18 protein-coding genes are annotated in these 17247 nt (G+C 61.4%); 12 read left to right on the top strand and 6 right to left on the bottom strand.

The genetic code is table 11. The features are described 5' to 3' along the window. Positions 1 to 78: 78 nt before the first annotated feature. From rhlB to yaaA, 3 genes are all read left to right on the top strand, one after another. Complete coding sequence (gene rhlB, locus HV822_RS12645; protein ID WP_238870507.1) at positions 79 to 1608, top strand: ATP-dependent RNA helicase RhlB; 1530 nt, start codon at positions 79 to 81, stop codon at positions 1606 to 1608. Between the two features lie 393 nt (positions 1609 to 2001). Beyond that, positions 2002 to 3384 carry a PhoH family protein gene (locus tag HV822_RS12640; protein WP_238870505.1) on the top strand — a complete coding sequence of 461 codons (1383 nt, stop codon included), beginning with the start codon at positions 2002 to 2004 and terminating at the stop codon, positions 3382 to 3384. Positions 3385 to 3693: 309 nt separating this feature from the next. Further along, entirely contained in the window at positions 3694 to 4470 is a 777-nt protein-coding gene (gene yaaA, locus HV822_RS12635) for a peroxide stress protein YaaA (protein WP_238870503.1), read from the top strand. 9 nt (positions 4471 to 4479) lie between these two features. Here yaaA and HV822_RS12630 read toward each other — a convergent pair whose 3' ends face one another. Next, positions 4480 to 5379: an alpha/beta fold hydrolase gene (locus tag HV822_RS12630; RefSeq protein WP_238870501.1), complete on the bottom strand. Its 900-nt coding sequence runs from the start codon at positions 5377 to 5379 to the stop codon at positions 4480 to 4482. Positions 5380 to 5382: 3 nt separating this feature from the next. Continuing rightward, positions 5383 to 6156, bottom strand: a complete 774-nt coding sequence (locus tag HV822_RS12625; RefSeq protein ID WP_238870500.1) for a class II aldolase/adducin family protein — start codon at positions 6154 to 6156, stop codon at positions 5383 to 5385. 161 nt (positions 6157 to 6317) lie between these two features. Here HV822_RS12625 and HV822_RS12620 point away from each other — a divergent pair, with 161 nt between their 5' ends. Beyond that, the gene (locus HV822_RS12620; protein WP_238870498.1) at positions 6318 to 7031 is read left to right on the top strand and encodes a Crp/Fnr family transcriptional regulator; all 714 of its coding nucleotides are present in this window, start codon (positions 6318 to 6320) and stop codon (positions 7029 to 7031) included. On the opposite strand, the gene HV822_RS12615 is transcribed toward HV822_RS12620, so the two are convergent. Next, positions 7028 to 7480 carry a flavodoxin gene (locus HV822_RS12615; protein ID WP_238870496.1) on the bottom strand — a complete coding sequence of 151 codons (453 nt, stop codon included), beginning with the start codon at positions 7478 to 7480 and terminating at the stop codon, positions 7028 to 7030. The two genes, HV822_RS12620 and HV822_RS12615, sit on opposite strands and share 4 nt — an antisense overlap. Positions 7481 to 7608: 128 nt before the next feature. Between HV822_RS12615 and HV822_RS12610 the strand changes: the two genes are divergently transcribed. Continuing rightward, entirely contained in the window at positions 7609 to 8049 is a 441-nt protein-coding gene (locus HV822_RS12610) for a PAS domain-containing protein (RefSeq protein WP_238870494.1), read from the top strand. A gap of 12 nt (positions 8050 to 8061) precedes the next feature. Here HV822_RS12610 and HV822_RS12605 read toward each other — a convergent pair whose 3' ends face one another. Beyond that, positions 8062 to 8967, bottom strand: a complete 906-nt coding sequence (locus HV822_RS12605; protein WP_238870492.1) for a MerR family transcriptional regulator — start codon at positions 8965 to 8967, stop codon at positions 8062 to 8064. A gap of 149 nt (positions 8968 to 9116) precedes the next feature. Here HV822_RS12605 and folM point away from each other — a divergent pair, with 149 nt between their 5' ends. From folM to HV822_RS12570, 7 genes are all read left to right on the top strand, one after another. Then, positions 9117 to 9854, top strand: coding sequence for a dihydromonapterin reductase (gene folM, locus HV822_RS12600; protein WP_238870490.1), 738 nt, complete (start codon positions 9117 to 9119; stop codon positions 9852 to 9854). Between the two features lie 17 nt (positions 9855 to 9871). Beyond that, positions 9872 to 10435, top strand: coding sequence for a GTP cyclohydrolase I FolE (gene folE, locus HV822_RS12595; protein ID WP_238870488.1), 564 nt, complete (start codon positions 9872 to 9874; stop codon positions 10433 to 10435). Between the two features lies 1 nt (position 10436). Next, positions 10437 to 10811: a dihydroneopterin triphosphate 2'-epimerase gene (gene folX / locus HV822_RS12590; RefSeq protein ID WP_238870487.1), complete on the top strand. Its 375-nt coding sequence runs from the start codon at positions 10437 to 10439 to the stop codon at positions 10809 to 10811. A gap of 96 nt (positions 10812 to 10907) precedes the next feature. Then, complete coding sequence (locus HV822_RS12585; protein WP_238870486.1) at positions 10908 to 11210, top strand: DUF1244 domain-containing protein; 303 nt, start codon at positions 10908 to 10910, stop codon at positions 11208 to 11210. Continuing rightward, the gene (locus HV822_RS12580) at positions 11207 to 11548 is read left to right on the top strand and encodes a HopJ type III effector protein (RefSeq protein ID WP_238870484.1); all 342 of its coding nucleotides are present in this window, start codon (positions 11207 to 11209) and stop codon (positions 11546 to 11548) included. The genes HV822_RS12585 and HV822_RS12580 overlap by 4 nt, the downstream gene beginning before the upstream one ends. 4 nt (positions 11549 to 11552) lie before the next feature. Continuing rightward, positions 11553 to 12047 (top strand): RDD family protein, encoded by a 495-nt coding sequence (locus HV822_RS12575; protein ID WP_238870482.1) that lies wholly within the window; start codon positions 11553 to 11555, stop codon positions 12045 to 12047. Positions 12048 to 12176: 129 nt separating this feature from the next. Next, a complete protein-coding gene (locus HV822_RS12570) occupies positions 12177 to 14285 on the top strand; it encodes a hypothetical protein (RefSeq protein ID WP_238870480.1) in 2109 nt (702 codons plus the stop codon). 55 nt (positions 14286 to 14340) lie between these two features. Here HV822_RS12570 and HV822_RS12565 read toward each other — a convergent pair whose 3' ends face one another. Then, a complete protein-coding gene (locus HV822_RS12565; protein ID WP_238870479.1) occupies positions 14341 to 15012 on the bottom strand; it encodes a response regulator transcription factor in 672 nt (223 codons plus the stop codon). After that, positions 15009 to 17195 (bottom strand): sensor histidine kinase, encoded by a 2187-nt coding sequence (locus HV822_RS12560; protein WP_238870477.1) that lies wholly within the window; start codon positions 17193 to 17195, stop codon positions 15009 to 15011. The genes HV822_RS12565 and HV822_RS12560 overlap by 4 nt, the downstream gene beginning before the upstream one ends. Positions 17196 to 17247 lie beyond the last annotated feature (52 nt).

Genomic DNA, 17247 nt, shown 5'->3' with positions numbered 1-17247 from the left:
CAACCGCAAGGCTTCGCTATCGCACGGCCTTGCATTACACTGCCTGATCTTCAATTTCCATGTAGTCGAGACACGCCTGTGCTCAAAGCACTGAAAAAGCTGATCAGCAAAACAGAAGAACCGGCCCAGAAGCCGGTCGAGCAGACACCCCGTCAGGCCCCCGCCAGCGACAAGGCAAAACCTGGCCATGCACCTTCTCACGCTCGCAAAGCGCGTCAGTCCGAACGTCAGCGACCGGCCAAACCCAAGCCGGCGCCAGCCAAGCCGTGGAACATCAACGATTTTCAGGTGCCACCGGCCGAAGGCAAGAGCCGCTTTCACGACTTTCCGCTGCCAGACAGCCTGATGCGCGCCATTCAGGATCAGGGCTTCAGCTACTGCACGCCGATTCAGGCAGCGGTGCTGGGCAGCACCCTGCGCGGGCACGACGCCATCGGCCGCGCCCAGACCGGCACCGGCAAGACGGCCGCCTTCCTGGTCTCGACCATCACCCAGCTGCTGGAAACACCGCCGCCGGATGAGCGTTTCATGGGTGAACCGCGCGCGCTGATCATCGCACCCACGCGTGAGCTGGTGATGCAGATCGCCAGCGACGCCGAAGGCCTCACCAAACACTGCCCGCTGAACGTCATGACCTTTGTCGGCGGCATGGACCTGGACAAGCAGCTCAAGCAGCTCGAACAGCGCTACTGCGACATCCTGGTCGCCACCCCGGGCCGCCTGCTGGACTTCTGCAACCGTGGCGAGGTGCACCTCGACCTGCTGGAAGTGCTGGTGCTGGATGAAGCCGACCGCATGCTCGACATGGGCTTTATCCCGCAGGTGCGTCAGATCATCCGCCAGACCCCGCGTAAGGGCGACCGCCAGACGCTACTGTTCTCCGCCACCTTCAGCGACGACGTCATGAACCTGGCGCGCCAGTGGACAGAGACCCCCGCCGTGGTCGAGATCGAGCCCGAGCGCCCGGCCTCCGAGAACGTGACCCAGAAGGTCTACGCCGTCAGCGGCGCCGACAAGTACAAGGTGCTCTACAACCTGGTTACCCAGCTGGAGCTGGACCGCGTGATGGTGTTTGCCAACCGCAAGGACGAAGTGCGCCGCGTGCAGGAACGCCTGATGCGCGACGGCATCAACGCCGCGCAGCTGTCCGGCGACGTGCCCCAGCAAAAGCGCGTGCGCACCCTGGAAAACTTCAAGAGCGGCAAGCTGCAGGTGTTGGTCGCCACCGATGTGGCAGGGCGCGGCATCCATATCGACGGCATCAGCCACGTGGTGAACTACACCCTGCCGGAGGACCCGGAAGACTACGTACACCGTATCGGCCGCACCGGCCGCGCCGGCGCCAAGGGCACGTCCATCAGCCTGGCGGGTGAAGACGACGCCTTCCAGGTACCGCCGATTGAGGAGCTGCTGGGCAGCAAGCTGGAGTGCATCCCGCCGGAGGAGCGTTTCCTCAAGCCGGTGCCCAAGCGCCAGCAAAGCGCCGAAGAAAAGGCCGCTACCGACGCCAACGAGGCCGAACAGGCTGCGGCGGCCGCGGCCGCCCGCCGCCGCTCCGCTGGCAGCAACAGCCGCCGCGGCGGTGGCCGCCCGCAAGGGCGTCACTGACCCAGCCGTAGGGACACAGCATGCTGTGTCCGCATGCCCCCCCTTTTGCGGACGCGACATGTCGCGTCCCTACGCACAGCGTAAGTGCTGCCAGCCAGAAAACCTGACCATTCGGGCAAAAAAAACGGCGACTTTTCAGTCGCCGGGCCAATGACTATATCGCGCCCTTTTACCCCCTGCCCAGCCCCTTTGGTCAGTTTCAGGCTTTTTTTATCGCATGCGTTTTTCGCGCTTGTGAAGGTCATTCGCTTTACGTTATACGTCGAACAACCGGCCCACACTGCAGGGTGATCCCTTGATACCCGACGGTGCTGCGAGCCGGTCAAGTGGACTGCCAGGCGCAGCCAATGCTGCCTGATACAGTCGCGTCACCGGCACTGCGAGGTACAGCATATGGAAGCGTGCGGACCGACCGAGCACACCTTCTACGTTCTTGATACCAACGTCCTGATTCACGACCCCAACGCCCTGCTCAACTTCGAAGAGCACCATGTCATCATCCCGATGACCGTTCTGGAAGAACTCGACAAGCTCAAATCCGGCAAATCCAGCACCGCAGCAGACTGTCGCCAGGCCATCCGGCTGATCGACAAGACCCTCGGTGACGCACCACCTGACCAGGTAGAACAAGGCGTCCCCATCGAGCGTGGCAAGCTTGGCCCCAACGGCACCCTCGCCATCCTCATGGACAAGGCTCCCATTCCCGCCCACTGCCTACCCAACGACCTCAACGACAACAAGATCATCAACCAGCTTTGCCAACTGCAGTCACGCTACCCCGACGGCCGCATCGTGCTGGTGTCCAAGGACATCAACATGCGTCTGAAGGCGCGCGCCTGCGGCATCGACGCCGAGGACTACCACACCGACCAGTTGCTGGACGATATTTCCCTGCTGGCCCGTGGTTACCATGAAATCGAAGGCTCGTTCTGGGAGCGTGTAGCCAAGGTCGAAACCCGCCAGCTGACCGGCCAGACCGTGCACGAGGTACAGCTGATCGACAACCTGCCAGCCCTGCACATCAACGACTTCATCATCGATGACCAGGGCTTTATCGGCTGGGTCAAGGGTATCGAAGGCGGCAAGCTGACCATCCGCGACCTGCATCAGGAACCCATGCTGCATCAGGAGTGTTGGGGGCTACGCCCGCGCGACATCTTCCAGGCCCTGGCCATGTACGCGCTGATGGACCCGGACATCCACCTGGTCAACCTGACCGGCGCCGCCGGCTCGGGCAAAACCATTCTGGCGCTGGCCGCCGCCATCGAGCAGACCATGGTTACCAAGACCTACCGCCGCATCATCGCCACCCGCAGCACCCAGGGGCTGGACGAAGACATCGGCTTTCTGCCCGGCACCGAGAAGGAGAAGATGGAGCCCTGGCTCGGCGCGATCACCGACAACCTTGAAGCCCTGCACATGGATGACGAGAGTACCCACGGCAGCGTGGAGTACATCCTCGACCGCGTACCGCTGCAATTCAAATCCCTGAACTACATCCGCGGCCGCAGCTTCCAGCAAAGCTTCATCCTGATCGATGAAAGCCAGAACCTGACCCCGCACCAGATCAAAACCATCATCACCCGCGCCGGCAACGGCTCAAAGGTGATCTGCCTGGGCAACCTCGCGCAGATCGACACCCCTTACCTCAACGCCACCAGCTCAGGCCTGACCTATCTGACCGAATGCTTCAAAGACTTTCCCCACGGCGTACACATCCACCTGCAGGGCGTACCCCGCTCGGCACTGGCTGAATACGCAGAAACGCACCTATAACCGGAACGCCCCGGCCACCGGCCGGGGCGGGCTGGAAGCTGGAAGCTGGAAGCTGGAAGCTGGAAGCTGGAAGCTGGAAGCTGGAAGCGTCATCAGATCGAGGCCTGCGGAATTTTCGTCAAGCCGGATCTGCAGCGCATGAGCAAACACCCAATACCTGACACACCTCGGACTGCTTCAAGCTTTCAGCTTCAAGCCTCCAGCCCAAAGCGCCAGCTTTGCCCAATAGCCGCTCTCTATCCAACCCATTACCCCTGCCGCCGTCGCTTTCCGTCATAATGCGTGCTTGATGCCGACAGGAGTATGCCCATGCTGATGGTGATTTCCCCCGCCAAGACCCTTGATTACGACACCCCGCCGGTGACTGAAAAAAGCACCCAGCCGCGCTTTATCGAGCACAGCGCCGAGCTGATCGAGGTGCTGCGTGAAAAGTCGCCGCAGGAGATCGCCAAACTGATGTCGCTGTCGGACAAACTGGCCAGCCTCAATGTCGCGCGCTACGGCAGCTGGGAGCGCGAGAGCACACCGCAAAACGCCAAGCAGGCGCTGCTGGCATTTAAAGGTGATGTGTACACCGGACTCAATGCCGAAGACTTCAGCAGCCATGACTTTGCCTTTGCCCAGCAGCACCTGCGCATGCTGTCAGGCCTGTACGGGCTGTTGCGCCCGCTGGATTTGATGCAGCCTTACCGCCTGGAAATGGGCACCAAGCTGGCCAACCCTCGCGGCAAGGATCTGTACACCTTCTGGGGCGAGCGCATCAGTCAGTGGCTGAATGAGGACCTGGCAGCCCAGGGCGACCAGGTGCTGCTCAACCTCGCCTCGCAGGAGTATTTCGGCGCGGTAAAACCCAAGGCGCTAAACGCCCGTGTGATTGATACCGTGTTTAAGGATCAGAAAAACGGTCAGTACAAGATCATCAGTTTCTACGCCAAGAAGGCGCGGGGCCTGATGGCGCGCTATGTGATCAAGGAGCAGTTGCAGGATCCGGAGGGGCTCAAGGACTTTAACCTGGACGGCTACCGCTTTGACGCAGCAACCAGCAGCGAGAATCAGCTGGTGTTCCTGCGCGAGGAGCAGAAATAGCGCCCCGGCTTACGCCGGGGCTGCTTCTGCCGCTTGCTCGACCAACCGCTGCCGGAACGCCAGGTAGTGCTCCAACACCTGATCCGGCGCCTCTACCTGTGGGTAGTGCCCGATGTGCGGCAGCAACACCGTGTCTGGGTTGGGAATCAATTGACGGTAGCGCTCCACCATATGGGCTCCGGACACCGGGTCCACCGCACCATCAATCACCCGCATGGGCAAGCGTGTTTGCTGCATGGCCGCAACCCAGCGGTCACGGTGTACCCGGCGGTCAGCCATGTAACGAATCAGCAGATGCATGATCCGTTGCCCCTGATTGAACTCGATCATCCGCCAGAAGGCATCCAGCTCGCGCTCATCCGGCTGGGTCTGCGGGCCGAAGATATTGCCGAAGGTACGCGCCATCCGTTCACGACTGTAGCGCCTGCCAATCAGCGAGCCGATCGGGCTCATCAGCAGTTTCTGCAATAACACCGGGTGATGGGTTTCTGGAAACAGGCCGCCATTCAGGAAGCACATAGAGCGCAGAAACGCCTTCCCCTGCTGGTGTCTGGCCAGTAGCTCTTGCGCCACGCTGTCGCCATAGTCGTGTGCCAGCACGTGATACTCGGCCACCTGCAAATGAGTCATCAACGCCTGCTGCAGATCAGCCTGATCCAGCAAGTCATAGGGGTATTGCCTGGGCTTGTCGGAGAAGGCAAAACCGATCATGTCCAGCGCGATCACGCGGTAACGCCCGGCCAGAGCCTCCCAGAGGTAATGCCAATCCCACGAGCCGGATGGAAAACCGTGGATCAGCAGAAGCGGCTCACCCGCCCCTGCTTCCCACCAGCGAATCTGGTGCCCGCGATAGCTGAACACCCGCCCCTGGGCGAGCCAGTCGTCCAGGGGAATGCCGGATGTGCCCACGCCTCAGGCGTCGTAGCCCGGATTGACGCGATCCAACTTGCGCAGCAGTGCCGGCCAGGCGATGTTGGCACCCGCGCCGTTGGTGGCTTTCTTGGTGCTGGCTGCTGCACCGTCCAGAACGGATTGGGCAACCGGAATCAGCTCGGCGTTCTGCGCCTGCGCGCGTACCTGGATTTCACAGCAGCGCTGCATGATGTACATGTTCAGGAACGCATCAGCAACCGATTTGCCGCAGGTCAGCAGGCCGTGGTTATGCAGCATCAGATAGTTGGCGCTACCCAGATCAGCCTGCAGACGCGGCTTCTCTTCCTCGTTCAGCGCAACACCTTCGTAGTGGTGATAGGCCAGGCTGCTCAGAACGAAGATCGACTGCTGGGAAATCGGCAGAATGCCTTCTTTCTGGATGGAGACAGCGATACCGGCAGCGGTGTGCGTGTGCAGTACGCAGTTGGCATCGTGGCGTACTTCATGGATCGCGCTGTGGATGGTGAAACCGGCCGGGTTGACGTTGTACGGGGACTCTTCAACCTTGTTGCCCTGCAGGTCGATCTTGACCAGACTGGACGCGGTCACTTCTTCGAACATCAAACCGTAAGGGTTGATCAGGAAGTGCTCGGTACCCGGAATCTTGGCGGAGATGTGGGTGAAGACCAGATCGTCCCAGCCGTACATGGCAATCAGGCGGTAGGCTGCGGCCAGCTCGACACGCACTTGCCACTCTTCGGCGCTGACCTTGTTCTTCAGGCTAACTTCAGGCAGAGAATGTACAGCGTTCATGGGGTAACCCTCTATTGTTGGAATAATGTAATTGGCCCGTTGGGGCCGCTGACGCTACAGGACATCTCCACTGCACTGCGTCATACTGTGGAGCGTTCAGTATAAGGGGAGTCTAGACCGTGACGGCAAAGCGGACTGTCAAACAAATTACAGTGTCCGAGATGGGCAACAACCCAATGCTGGCCAAACTGCTGCAGAAGAACCGCTGGTTCGGCGAATTGCCACAGGATGTGCTCGAAGAGATGCTGGCCCTGGCGCGCGTGCGCTCTTTACATGATGGTGAGTTTGTCTACGCCAAGGACGATCAGCCCGATGGCCTGTACGGCGTCATCAGCGGCAGCGCACGTATCAGCAACATCGGCCAGGACGGACGCGAAGCGGTGCTGGCGATCCTCAGCCCCGGCAGCTGGTTTGGCGAAATATCCCTGTTTGACGGGCTGCCGCGCTCCCACGACACCGTCGCCAGCGGGCCCACCGAGCTGCTGATGATTCCGCGCACCGGCTTTCAGCAAATGCTTGAGCGCCGCCCCGAGTTATACCCGCTGTTCATGCGCCTGCTGTGCCGGCGCATTCGCATCTCCTTTGTCATGCTTGAAGACAGCGCCCTGCTGCCCCTGTCTTCGCGTTTGGCCAAACGCCTGCTGATGCACGCGCACAACTATGGCCAAACCGACGACGATGGCCGCCGGCCCTGTGTGCAACTATCACAGGAGTCCCTCGGACAAATGCTCAACAGCTCCCGGCAGAGTATCAACAAGCTGCTCAAGCAGCTCGAAGCGTTGGGCTGGCTGCAGATTCAGTACGGGCAGATTCTACTGCTGGATGAGGACGCCCTGACCCAACTGGCCAGCGGCGCCCCGCTGCCGCGCGATTAGCCGCGCAGGGCAGCAATAAAGTCCTGCAGCCAGGGCTCGGCGTCGGTGTCTGGCGTCACGGTCTCGCTGGCATCGAGCCGCAGCATGGGCTGCGCCTCACGCCCCTGCAGCTCCAGCAGCAACTCACGCATCTGCTCGCCGCCCTGGCAGAAGGTATCGCCGTATGCGGAATCTCCCAGCGCGATCACCCCAAAAGGCACGCCAGTAAACAGTGGAAAACGGTCGCGCATGCTGTGAAACAGCGGCGCCAGAGCGTCGGGTAGCTCCCCCATACCGGTGGTCGAGCAGCACACCAGCAACGCCTCTGGCGCCAGCGCCAGGAGGCCGTCGAGTTCCAACGGGCGCAAGCGCGACACCTGCAACCCCGCCGCCTGACACAGCGTTTGCGCCTCGTCGGCAACCAGGTCCGCTGTACCAAATACCGACCCGCTGATGATTACCAGATGCATGCTACCCCCCAACTGTCATTGAACTGGCCGGCCATTATGCCGCAATGCAGCGCACAAGGCCGCCTGATTGCTGGACAGTGGGCGGCGCTACTATAGAATGTGGCCAAAATCCATTGCGCGGGTGCCGAATGATCAACGCCAAGCTACTGCAACTCGTCGTCAATGCCTCCAACGATGGCATCGTGGTCGCCGAACAGGAAGGCGACGACAACATCCTGATTTACGTGAACCCCGCGTTCGAGTCGCTGACCGGCTACACGGCAGAGGAAATCCTCTACCAGGACTGCCGCTTTCTGCAGGCCGACGACCGCGATCAGGACGCCGTACAGCAGCTGCGCGATGCCATCAAACAGCGCCAGCCCTGCCGCGTAACCCTGCGCAACTACCGCAAGGACGGCAGCCTGTTCTGGAACGAGCTATCGGTCACCCCGGTCCTGAACGAGGCAGACCAGCTGACTTATTTTATCGGCATTCAGAAAGACGTTACCGCTGAGGTCGAAGCGCGCCAGCGGGCGCTGGCTCTGGAAGACGAATTGGCCGCCCTGCGTAATGCCCGGCCAGCGGAGTAGTCAAAGAGGGCTTCAGGCGTCGAAGCGACCCGTCAGCATCTGACGGGCGCGGTCCATCAGGGCCTGGCCGGCCTCGCCAAGTCGAGATACACCCAGCTCGGCGAACTCGCCTTCCTGCAGTGCGCAGCAACTGCCCGCCATGGCGACCGGGCAGGCCACGCCCTGATTCAAGCGCGGCAGCGACTGGGTCAACAGCCGGCGCTCCAGCGACTGCTCACTGAACAACACTAGCGCGGCCGCGGCGCTGTTCTCAACCAGTGGCAGCAACGTGCCCAAATCAGGGGCCTCTCCAAGCACCAGCAGATTAACGCCGACTTCGCGCAGCAAGACGGCGACCATCAGCAAACCCAACTCGGCCTCACGCCCCTGCAAGTTGATCAGCAGCACGGTGTCCTGCCCGGGCTCCAGGTGTCCTGCTCGCTGAGCCAGGCGGGCGCGCAGAAAGCTGTCAAGCAGCGCCGCCGAGGCAGACGAGACGCTCTGCCGCCGCTGCAAGGGGCGCACAATCGAGACCAGTGCGGTAACCAGGGGCACTTCCGTCATCAGCTGGGTGTACAGCCGCTCCAGCAGTAGCGGATCACCTTGCAGCAGAGCCTGATCCAGGCGTTGCAGCCAGAAGTCATAGCGCGAGAAAGCCTCGTCATCAAGCACCATCTCGGGCGTGTCGACATCGCCGCGATCCAGGATGCCCGCGACCTTGCTGACCGGCACCCCGCGCGCGATCCACTGGGTAACGCTGCGTACACGCTCAATATCCTGCAACGAATACAACCGATGTCCGCCATCCGTGCGGTGGGGTACCAGCAGGCCGTAACGACGCTCCCAGGCGCGCAGGGTTATGGGATTCACGCCTGTCAGGCGCGCCACCTCGCGAATTGGGTACAGCGTCTGACGCGCCGCCTCAGGGGTTAGGTTCATGATCAGGATCCGTAGCAGGCCGCAGCCAAAACTAAAAACCTGTACAGTGTACAGCAATGTTATACATTAGTGACGACAGCAACTCAGGTGCGGCGTGCTAACATTGCGCCTTTTCAACTCCAGCCAACGGCATTTCAACGAAACACAGCATGCAGGCAGTCAAGCAGGGCACAGAGCACAGCGAGCGGCGCGAGCGCACCATCGTCATCACCGGGGGTGCACAGCGCGTCGGTTTGTACTGTGCCGAGCGCCTGGCCGCCGATGGCTTCCAGGTCCTGATTACCTGTCGACACGTGCGCCAAGCCTGGCAACAACAGCCGCTCGCCCCTGGCATTGAACCAATGCTGGCGGATTTTTCAACCGTCGAGGGTATCGAGCAGTTCATTCGCGACCTGAAAAGCCGCGCGCCAGCGCTGCGCGCCATCATTCACAATGCCTCGCTCTGGCTGGATGACAGCGGCGGCGCCGACGCATTGCAACAGATGTTTATGGTGCATATGCAGGCGCCTTACCTGATCAACCAGCAGTGTAGCGACCTGTTTCCGGCGGGTGAGCCAGCCGACATCATCCACCTGAGCGACGATGTCACCCGCAAGGGCAGCGCCAAACACATTGGCTACTGCGCCAGCAAGGCTGGCCTTGAGGCGCTGTCACGTTCCTTTGCCGCGCAGCTGGCGCCACACATCAAGGTCAACGCCATCGCTCCGGCGCTGATCATGTTCAACCCCGAGGACGACGCCGCCTACCGCGCTCGCGCACTCGACAAGTCGGCGCTGGGCATGGAGCCCGGCCCGCAAGTCGTCTATCAGTCCATTCGCTACCTGATGGACAACCCCTATATCACCGGAAGCTGCCTGCCATTGAACGGCGGCCGGCACCTCAAGTAAGCCAACGAGACAATGCCATGAGCCTGGAAAAACTGACCAGTAACTATCACGACATCCTCAGCAACCTGGGCGAGCAGCCCGAGCGTGAGGGCCTCAAGGGCACGCCCAAGCGCGCGGCCAAGGCCATGCAGTTTCTCTGCCGTGGTTACACCCAGTCGCTGGATGAGATCGTCAACGGCGCCCTGTTTGAGTCGGACAACGACGAAATGGTGATCGTGCGCGACATTGAGCTCTACTCGCTGTGCGAGCACCACCTGCTGCCGTTCATCGGCAAGGCGCATGTCGCCTATATTCCGACTGGCAAGGTGATCGGCCTGTCAAAGGTGGCGCGTATTGTCGACATGTTCGCCCGCCGTCTGCAGATTCAGGAAAACCTGACGCGGCAAATTGCCGAAGCCGTGCAGCAAGTGACCAACGCCCGCGGTGTGGCGGTGGTGGTCGAGGCCAAACACATGTGCATGATGATGCGCGGCGTGGAGAAGCAAAACTCGGAAATGATGAGCTCAGTCATGCTGGGAGACTTCCGCGAATCGTTCAACACCCGCCAGGAATTCCTCCAGCTAATCAGCCGAGGCAAGTGACATGCAGCAACTGACGCCTGGCTTGGCGCGCATCCGCATCAAAAACCTGCGCCTGCGGACCTATATCGGCATCAAGGAAGAGGAAATCCTCAACCAGCAGGATATTCTGATCAACGCTGTTATCCTCTATCCCGCCGCCGACGCAGTAAGCGGCAACCAGATTGAGCAGGCGCTCAACTACCGCACCATCACCAAGGCGCTGATTGCGCATGTGGAAGGCAACCGCTTTGCCCTGCTGGAGCGCTTGACCCAGGAGCTGCTGGACATCGTCATGCAGCACCATCAGGTGCGTTATGCCGAGCTGGAGGTCGACAAGCCACACGCCCTGCGCTTTGCCGAGTCGGTCTCTATTACCCTTAGCGCCCAGCGCGACTAGCCCGGCGTTGACATTGACCGGCAGGGTTTTATGCTTGCGCTCAGAACGGGCGCGCCCCGCGCGCGCCTGAGCCAGCCGACCAACGTGGAGCCATACATGACCAAGCAGGAGCGTCTTGAACTGGAAGCCGCCGCCTTCCGCAATCTGGTCAGCCACCTGCGCAACCGCAAGGATGTGCAGAACATTGAGCTGATGACCCTGGCCGGCTTCTGCCGGAACTGCCTATCCAAATGGTACAAGGCAGCGGCCGATGACATGGATATCGAACTGAGCATGGACGAGGCACGCGAAGCGGTCTACGGCATGCCCTACGCCGAGTGGAAGGCGAAGTACCAGACCGAGGCAACAGCCGAACAACAAGCCGCCTTCGACAAGGCGCAGAAACAGGACAAAGCATGACCGCCGAGCAGTTCATCGCCCGCCTGGGCAACCCGCAGCATCTGTTTGCCGACACCCTGGCGTTTATTGACGCCCACTACCAGCATCAGCCCACGGCCTTTGATAACGGCCCGGTGCACAACAGCGCCGAGCAGAACCAGGGCTCGTGCAAGGTACTGGCAATGGCGCTGGACCTGGGGCTGAGCGACGCCCAGGCGCTGCAGTGCTTTGCCGAACACTACCAGGCCGTAGTGAACAACCCGCAGGGGAGTGACCACGCCAACATCCGCGCGCTGATGGCAGGGGGGCTCGGCGAGGTATCCTTTCAGGGCACCGCACTTACCCGCCGCCAGGGCTGAGCAGATGGCCGTCAAGCAGCTGCAACCGGTCGGTGACTATCCGGCTACCGGCATCTTCCGCCGCCTGTTTTCGGCCGGCTACGATCTGTTTCTGCTGCTGGCAGCGCTGATGGTGACCACCCTGCTCTACCTGGGCAGTCACATCCTGATCAGCGGCGAGCCAGCGGCCCATCAGCAGGCAGAGCAAGGCGCCTATATCGGCGACCCCGTACTGACGCTGATCGTGCTGCTGGTCACGCTGGCTTTCTACACCTGGTTCTGGACCAAGAAAGGCCAAACCCTGGGCATGCAGGCCTGGCGTATCCGCCTGCAACAACCCGACGGCCGCTCCATTACCTCGCGTCAGGCACTGATCCGTCTGGCCGTAGCACAAGCCTCCTGGCTGTGTCTGGGCCTGGGTTTCCTGTGGCAGCTGTGGGACAGACAAGCCCGCTGCTGGCACGATATCGCCTCGGGCACCCAGCTGATCACCCTGCCCAAAGGCACGTTCAAAGACTGACAAGGCAACAACCGGTCACGTACCCAAAACTGGGTACGCCCACCGCAAATACCTTATTTTAGGTACGACCTACGCAGCAAAAGCCCCCTACAGTGCCGGTGCCATCACGTACATTAAGGGACTCTCTGCATGCACAACCTGAAAAAGTGGCCACTGGCCCTCGCCATCTCCTCGACCTTGACCCTAACCGGCTGCCTCGGCGGCGGCGGAGGCGGCGGTAGCGACGGAAATACCGGTGGCGGTACCACCACAACCACGCGCTACACCCTTACCGTGGGTACGCCTACCACCGTGACGGCGATCAACCTGTCAGCCCAAGAGCGAATCGCCCAAGCGATTGTCGATTTCCTCATCACCCCGGCGCTCGCGGACACCTTTGACGACCTGGACCCCTCCACCTTCCGTGTCATCACCATCGAGGCCGACGGTAGCCTGGTCGAACTCGGCGCCGACGAGTTCACCGCCGAAGCCGATGGCGCAGGTGACGGCTACATACTTGAGCTCCCCTTCAGCTCGCGTATCAACAGCTATATCGAAGTGCCCCTGCCCAGCGGCGTCAGCTACACCACGCCGACTACCCGCGACGACCTGTTCGCCAACCCGTTGACCACCTTCGTCACTCAGCAGATCGCCAGTCGCACCGCACAATTCGATGAGCTGACGCTGGAAGAGGTCGACCAGATCATTGAAACCGTTCTGGAGATGGCCAACGACCCGGCGGTGCAAGCAGAGCTGGAGCAAGCCATCAACAGCAGCTCCAGTACCGAACAACTGCTCGAACAGGTCGGCGCCAAGCTGTCGGCGACTATCGAGCAGCAGCTGGACGACAAGGCCGCCCCTGCCCTCGACAGCAGCGCCGCAGATCAGGCGTCCGGCGGCTACTACAGTGAAAGCATGGCGGTTGGCGGTTACGCTGACCGCGGCGCGGGCATCCATCTCGGCGGCAACCGCAGCAGCGCGATCGAGCTGGATATCACCGGCGAGGCAGGCACATTCAACGTACCCGCTGACAGCGCCATGGAAATGGAAATCGTGGTGGGCTTGGGTGCTTACAGCAGCGCATCGTCCCAGGCATGGATCGACGATGAAGACGACAGCGGCAGCTTCAGCGCCGATGCTCGCGGCATCCTGTTTGCCGAAGACGAAGCGCTGGAAGACTACGAAAAAGACAGCGGTGACGTAACCGACTGCGAAACACAAACCGCCGCCTGTACCGACCGCGAGTACAGCAGCGCCATGCGCTTCACCGCCGCTGGCCCGGCCAACTCCCCTCTGGATGTGATGGTTGGCTCCCAGTTTTACACCCGTGAGGTTCGCGACGACGCCAACACCCCGCAGCTGCAGGTACTCAACCAAAGCCTCGACGTGATGCTGCGCCGCGCCAGCCAGATGCCCACGGTAGACGGCAAGTACGGCGTTATCGAGCTGCTGTTTGAAGCCGGTGCCAGCGACCTGGACATCTACGTGTACAACAACCTGCTCGATATCGATGGCGCACAGGGCAGCTACTGCGAGCAGGGTCGCCGCAACCTCGAGATTTATCCCCACACAGTGACCTACCAGTTCAATCGCTTCACCTATCAGGCCTGCCAGGGCGATGAAGGCTGGGACTGGGATGACCCGAATGTCGGCGAAAGTGGTAGCTTCCCGCTCAGCGTGGCCAGCGACGGTAAGCTGGTGCTCGATGGCGAGCTGGAAGGATATGCCTCACCGGATGGCCGCACGCTACTGCTGAGCGTTGAAGGCACCGAGGTGCTCGATGGTGCGATCGAAGAAAACGATGGCGAACAGCACTTCCGCCAAATGCTGCTGGCCGTTAAACCCGCCAGCACCAACAACCTGGCGAACCGCCAATACCGCCTGATGGCGATCGGCATGTACGCCGAAACAGGCCTGGTCGAGCCAACCCGCCTGAACGCTGGCAGCCTGCGCTTTGATGCCGAGGGCAACGCCGAAATGAGCGCCGCCTGGCACTGGCAGCAGGTGACCGAGTCCGGCTTTACCGACTCCAGCGTCAACGAGCAGTTGAACCTGGCGTTCGATACGGACTTCGACGAGGGCGCACTGCAGCTGCAAGCGGTGCAAGACAACAACGATGGTGGCCAACTGACGTTCACCGCCGACGGTTACGTCCAGGAAGGCGAGCGCCTGATCGTGCTCAGCGCCAGCGGCGAGAACTCCGACGGTGGCGATTTCAGCGGCATGATGATCGGGGTGTGCACCAACTGCGACGAGTAATCGTCCCCCCGCAAGACCCAGAACGCCCGGCTCCTGCCGGGCGTTCTGCTTTGGGCTAGTTGATCAGGCCAAGTCGAATCGCTTCCTGCACCGCCTGCGCGCGGCTGCTGATACCCAACTTGGCATAGATATTCTTAATGTGTTTGGCCGCCGTATGATAGCTGACACCCAGCATCTCTGCTGCTTCCGCGGTCTTGTAGCCATTTCCAATTACCAGCAGAAACTCCTGCTCACGGGCGCTCAACAGCCCTGCGCTGTCGGCCTCCGGCAGGTCGCGCTTACGCGCCTCCTCAGCCACTTCCAGAGGCACCTGCTGAAAGTAACCCAGCATGCGCTGGGCAATCTGCGGTGACAGCGGCGGCACCCCCTTGACGATACCCAACAGCGCACTGGCAATCTGTTCCTGCGGGTCCTCCTTCAGCAGATAGCCATTGGCACCGGCCTGCAAGGCAGGAAACAGGTGCAGATCATCGTCATACATGGTGGCCACTACCAGTTGCGCATCGGGATGCTGCTGACGACATTGGCGAATAAAGTCCACACCGGAGCCGTCGGGCAACTGCAGGTCAACAAGACACAGCTGCGGGGCACCTTCGTCCAGCGCCTTGCACGCGCTTCTCAAGGTGGCGCAGAAGACAATCTCTGCCTCAGGCCAGGCACGCTGCGTAGCTGCCGCCAGCCAGTGCTGGGCGTCCTTCAGGTCTTCCAGAATAAGTATGTGCTTCATGTCTGCTGTCCGCCTCCCAACGGAATCTCACAGCGTATGGCCAACCCACCTTGCAGCGGGGTCCACCAGACGATCTCCCCTCCCAACTCCTCGCAGCGTTGTCGCATGCCGCTCAAGCCAGCACCATCCCCCTCCAGCCGATCCGCCAACAACCCCTCTCCATCATCCTGGTATTCAAGCACCACGCACTCGTCGGCCAACGTCAACCGCACCTGCACGCCCGACGCCTGCGCATGTTTGAACGTATTGGAAAACGCCTCACGCAGGATGCGTGACAAATTGCGCTCGATGCGCGGGCTCAACTGCCAGGTACGCGCATCCGGGTCCAGCTGCATATCCAGCTCCAGCCCGAACAGGCGGCAGCGCTCTCGGGCCTCTGCCTGCCAGCGCGCGTAACTTTGCTGCAGCTGCACCCCCCCCTTTTGCAGCCCCTGAATGACTTCCCGCAACTCGCGCAGACAGTCACGTGCCAGCTGCTGCAGCTCGTCGCTGCCCTGCGCGCGGTAAACCACCGACAGCAGTCGCGCACCGACATCATCATGCAGATCGCGCGCTACCCGCTGTCGCTCACTGATCACCCCGGTCTGGTAGGAGTGGTGATACTGCTGGGCATAGCTGAACAACGTCAGCGCCTGCTGGCAGAACACCAGATCCTTGCGGTCAAACAGGCGACGTCCGCCGTTGGCGTAACTGAGGACCTGCGCCGCGCCATCGGCGACAGCCGGTACGGCAAGACGCAGGCCGTTGTCGCGAATCTGCGGCTGGCTGACGGTTTCAGCACTCGCCTCGATCCGCAGCGGGTCGTAAATCTCCTGTAGCGCATTACGCCACTGCGCCGCGATGGGCCGCTGGTACTCGAATGCCTGCTGCAGAATGTGCGGCAGCCGCTGATGCAGCGCCCCCCGCGGGTTGTCAGGCGAAAGCCAGAGCAGAAAGGCCTGGCGAATCGGCAAGTACACCCAGCCAACCACCGCCAGGGAAATCAGCAGCCCCATACTGGTTTCCAGATCCAGCAACAGGATCAAAAACGCGTCCAGCACGATAAACAGCACACCAAAAGCAAACCAGAACCAGGCCAGCAGGATCCAGCGATCCAGATCAAACAGTCGATAACGCACGATGCCCAGGGCAATGCCTAGATACGTCAGAACGAAAAAGGCCCAAGCATGGGTCTGATGCGCGACCGAGGCGTGCCCCACAACCTGCGGAAAAATCACCAGCAGCAAGTACCCGAAGGCGCCAGCAAACCAGGCGGCCAACAGCCATTTCAGGCGCGCCCGCGCTACCGGCTCATAGCGCGTACAGCGCCATTGAATGCAGGCAAACAGGATATCCACGGCAAACCACGCCAGCAGCGGATAACGTGCGGCAAAATCCAGGTTCGGCCACCACTGCAGCCAGTTCGCAGCCAGCGTGGCCAACACCACCGGCAACATGAAGTGTTCAAAGGGAAAGCGGCCCAGCCGCAGCGGGTAATACCAAAACAGGGCGGTGCCGGTGCCGGCAAACAGCATGGCCCCCGCCTGGTTGGCCCGCGAGAGCAACAGGAACCACTCCGGCGCCAACGTGAGTTCGCGCGTGGTGTAGACCGCGCTGGCGATAATCGCCACAGCAATGGCCAACCCCGCCAGGGCGTAGAGCAACGGGCCGCGCTCGGTCTGCACAAAGGCCCAGGCAGCCACGCCCATCAACAGGATCGCCAGGCCACAAACCACCTGATACCAGAACAGCATCGGCAGCTGGGTCAGTCCGCGCGCGGCCTCCGGCTGCACGCTGACCCAGCGGGCTGCAGCGGGCGGACCGCTGTCGACAGCAATTGGCTGCACCCGCAACTGCACTCCGTGGCCATGCAGGATCTCCCATAGCTGGGCGTGACGCGCGAAGAAACGGTTATAAACGGCGAATTCGCGTGCGTCGTCGGGCTCAGCTACCGCATCCCAGCTTTCCAGCGCCAGCGTGCCGGCACTGCTACGCAGAGCCAGCAGCACCTCACCATCTTGCAGCTGACCAGCAACCGGCCCGTCACTGTCGACCCGGGTAATGCGCACACCCTCTGACGAGGGCACAGCAGTGAATCCCAGCCACGGCTGGCCAGAAGCCACATGCAGTGCCAGAAAAAATAATAGTAGCGCGATAGCCAGACCGGCAGAGAGCACGCTAAACGGCGGGGTTTCCTTGAGCATCGGACGGAGCGATCCTGCTTTCCTGTCGAACGTCAGCCCGGCAAGCATGCCC

Source organism: Halopseudomonas maritima, assembly GCF_021545785.1.
Taxonomy (GTDB): Bacteria; Pseudomonadota; Gammaproteobacteria; order Pseudomonadales; family Pseudomonadaceae; genus Halopseudomonas; species Halopseudomonas maritima.
The sequence above is the reverse complement of the archived record's forward strand: the minus strand, read 5'-3'. Positions and strand labels throughout refer to the sequence as shown.

Bases quoted from the DNA above. Each gene is read 5' to 3' on its own strand.
- folM (WP_238870490.1), top strand. From the start codon at position 9,117: ATGCAGGCAGTCAAGCAGGGCACAGAGCACAGCGAGCGGCGCGAGCGC.
- HV822_RS12560 (WP_238870477.1), bottom strand. From the start codon at position 17,195: ATGCTCAAGGAAACCCCGCCGTTTAGCGTGCTCTCTGCCGGTCTGGCT.
- yaaA (WP_238870503.1), top strand. From the start codon at position 3,694: ATGCTGATGGTGATTTCCCCCGCCAAGACCCTTGATTACGACACCCCG.
- HV822_RS12620 (WP_238870498.1), top strand. From the start codon at position 6,318: ATGGGCAACAACCCAATGCTGGCCAAACTGCTGCAGAAGAACCGCTGG.
- HV822_RS12575 (WP_238870482.1), top strand. From the start codon at position 11,553: ATGGCCGTCAAGCAGCTGCAACCGGTCGGTGACTATCCGGCTACCGGC.
- HV822_RS12615 (WP_238870496.1), bottom strand. From the start codon at position 7,480: ATGCATCTGGTAATCATCAGCGGGTCGGTATTTGGTACAGCGGACCTG.
- HV822_RS12585 (WP_238870486.1), top strand. From the start codon at position 10,908: ATGACCAAGCAGGAGCGTCTTGAACTGGAAGCCGCCGCCTTCCGCAAT.
- HV822_RS12570 (WP_238870480.1), top strand. From the start codon at position 12,177: ATGCACAACCTGAAAAAGTGGCCACTGGCCCTCGCCATCTCCTCGACC.
- HV822_RS12610 (WP_238870494.1), top strand. From the start codon at position 7,609: ATGATCAACGCCAAGCTACTGCAACTCGTCGTCAATGCCTCCAACGAT.
- folE (WP_238870488.1), top strand. From the start codon at position 9,872: ATGAGCCTGGAAAAACTGACCAGTAACTATCACGACATCCTCAGCAAC.
- HV822_RS12580 (WP_238870484.1), top strand. From the start codon at position 11,207: ATGACCGCCGAGCAGTTCATCGCCCGCCTGGGCAACCCGCAGCATCTG.
- folX (WP_238870487.1), top strand. From the start codon at position 10,437: ATGCAGCAACTGACGCCTGGCTTGGCGCGCATCCGCATCAAAAACCTG.
- HV822_RS12565 (WP_238870479.1), bottom strand. From the start codon at position 15,012: ATGAAGCACATACTTATTCTGGAAGACCTGAAGGACGCCCAGCACTGG.
- HV822_RS12640 (WP_238870505.1), top strand. From the start codon at position 2,002: ATGGAAGCGTGCGGACCGACCGAGCACACCTTCTACGTTCTTGATACC.
- HV822_RS12605 (WP_238870492.1), bottom strand. From the start codon at position 8,967: ATGAACCTAACCCCTGAGGCGGCGCGTCAGACGCTGTACCCAATTCGC.
- HV822_RS12625 (WP_238870500.1), bottom strand. From the start codon at position 6,156: ATGAACGCTGTACATTCTCTGCCTGAAGTTAGCCTGAAGAACAAGGTC.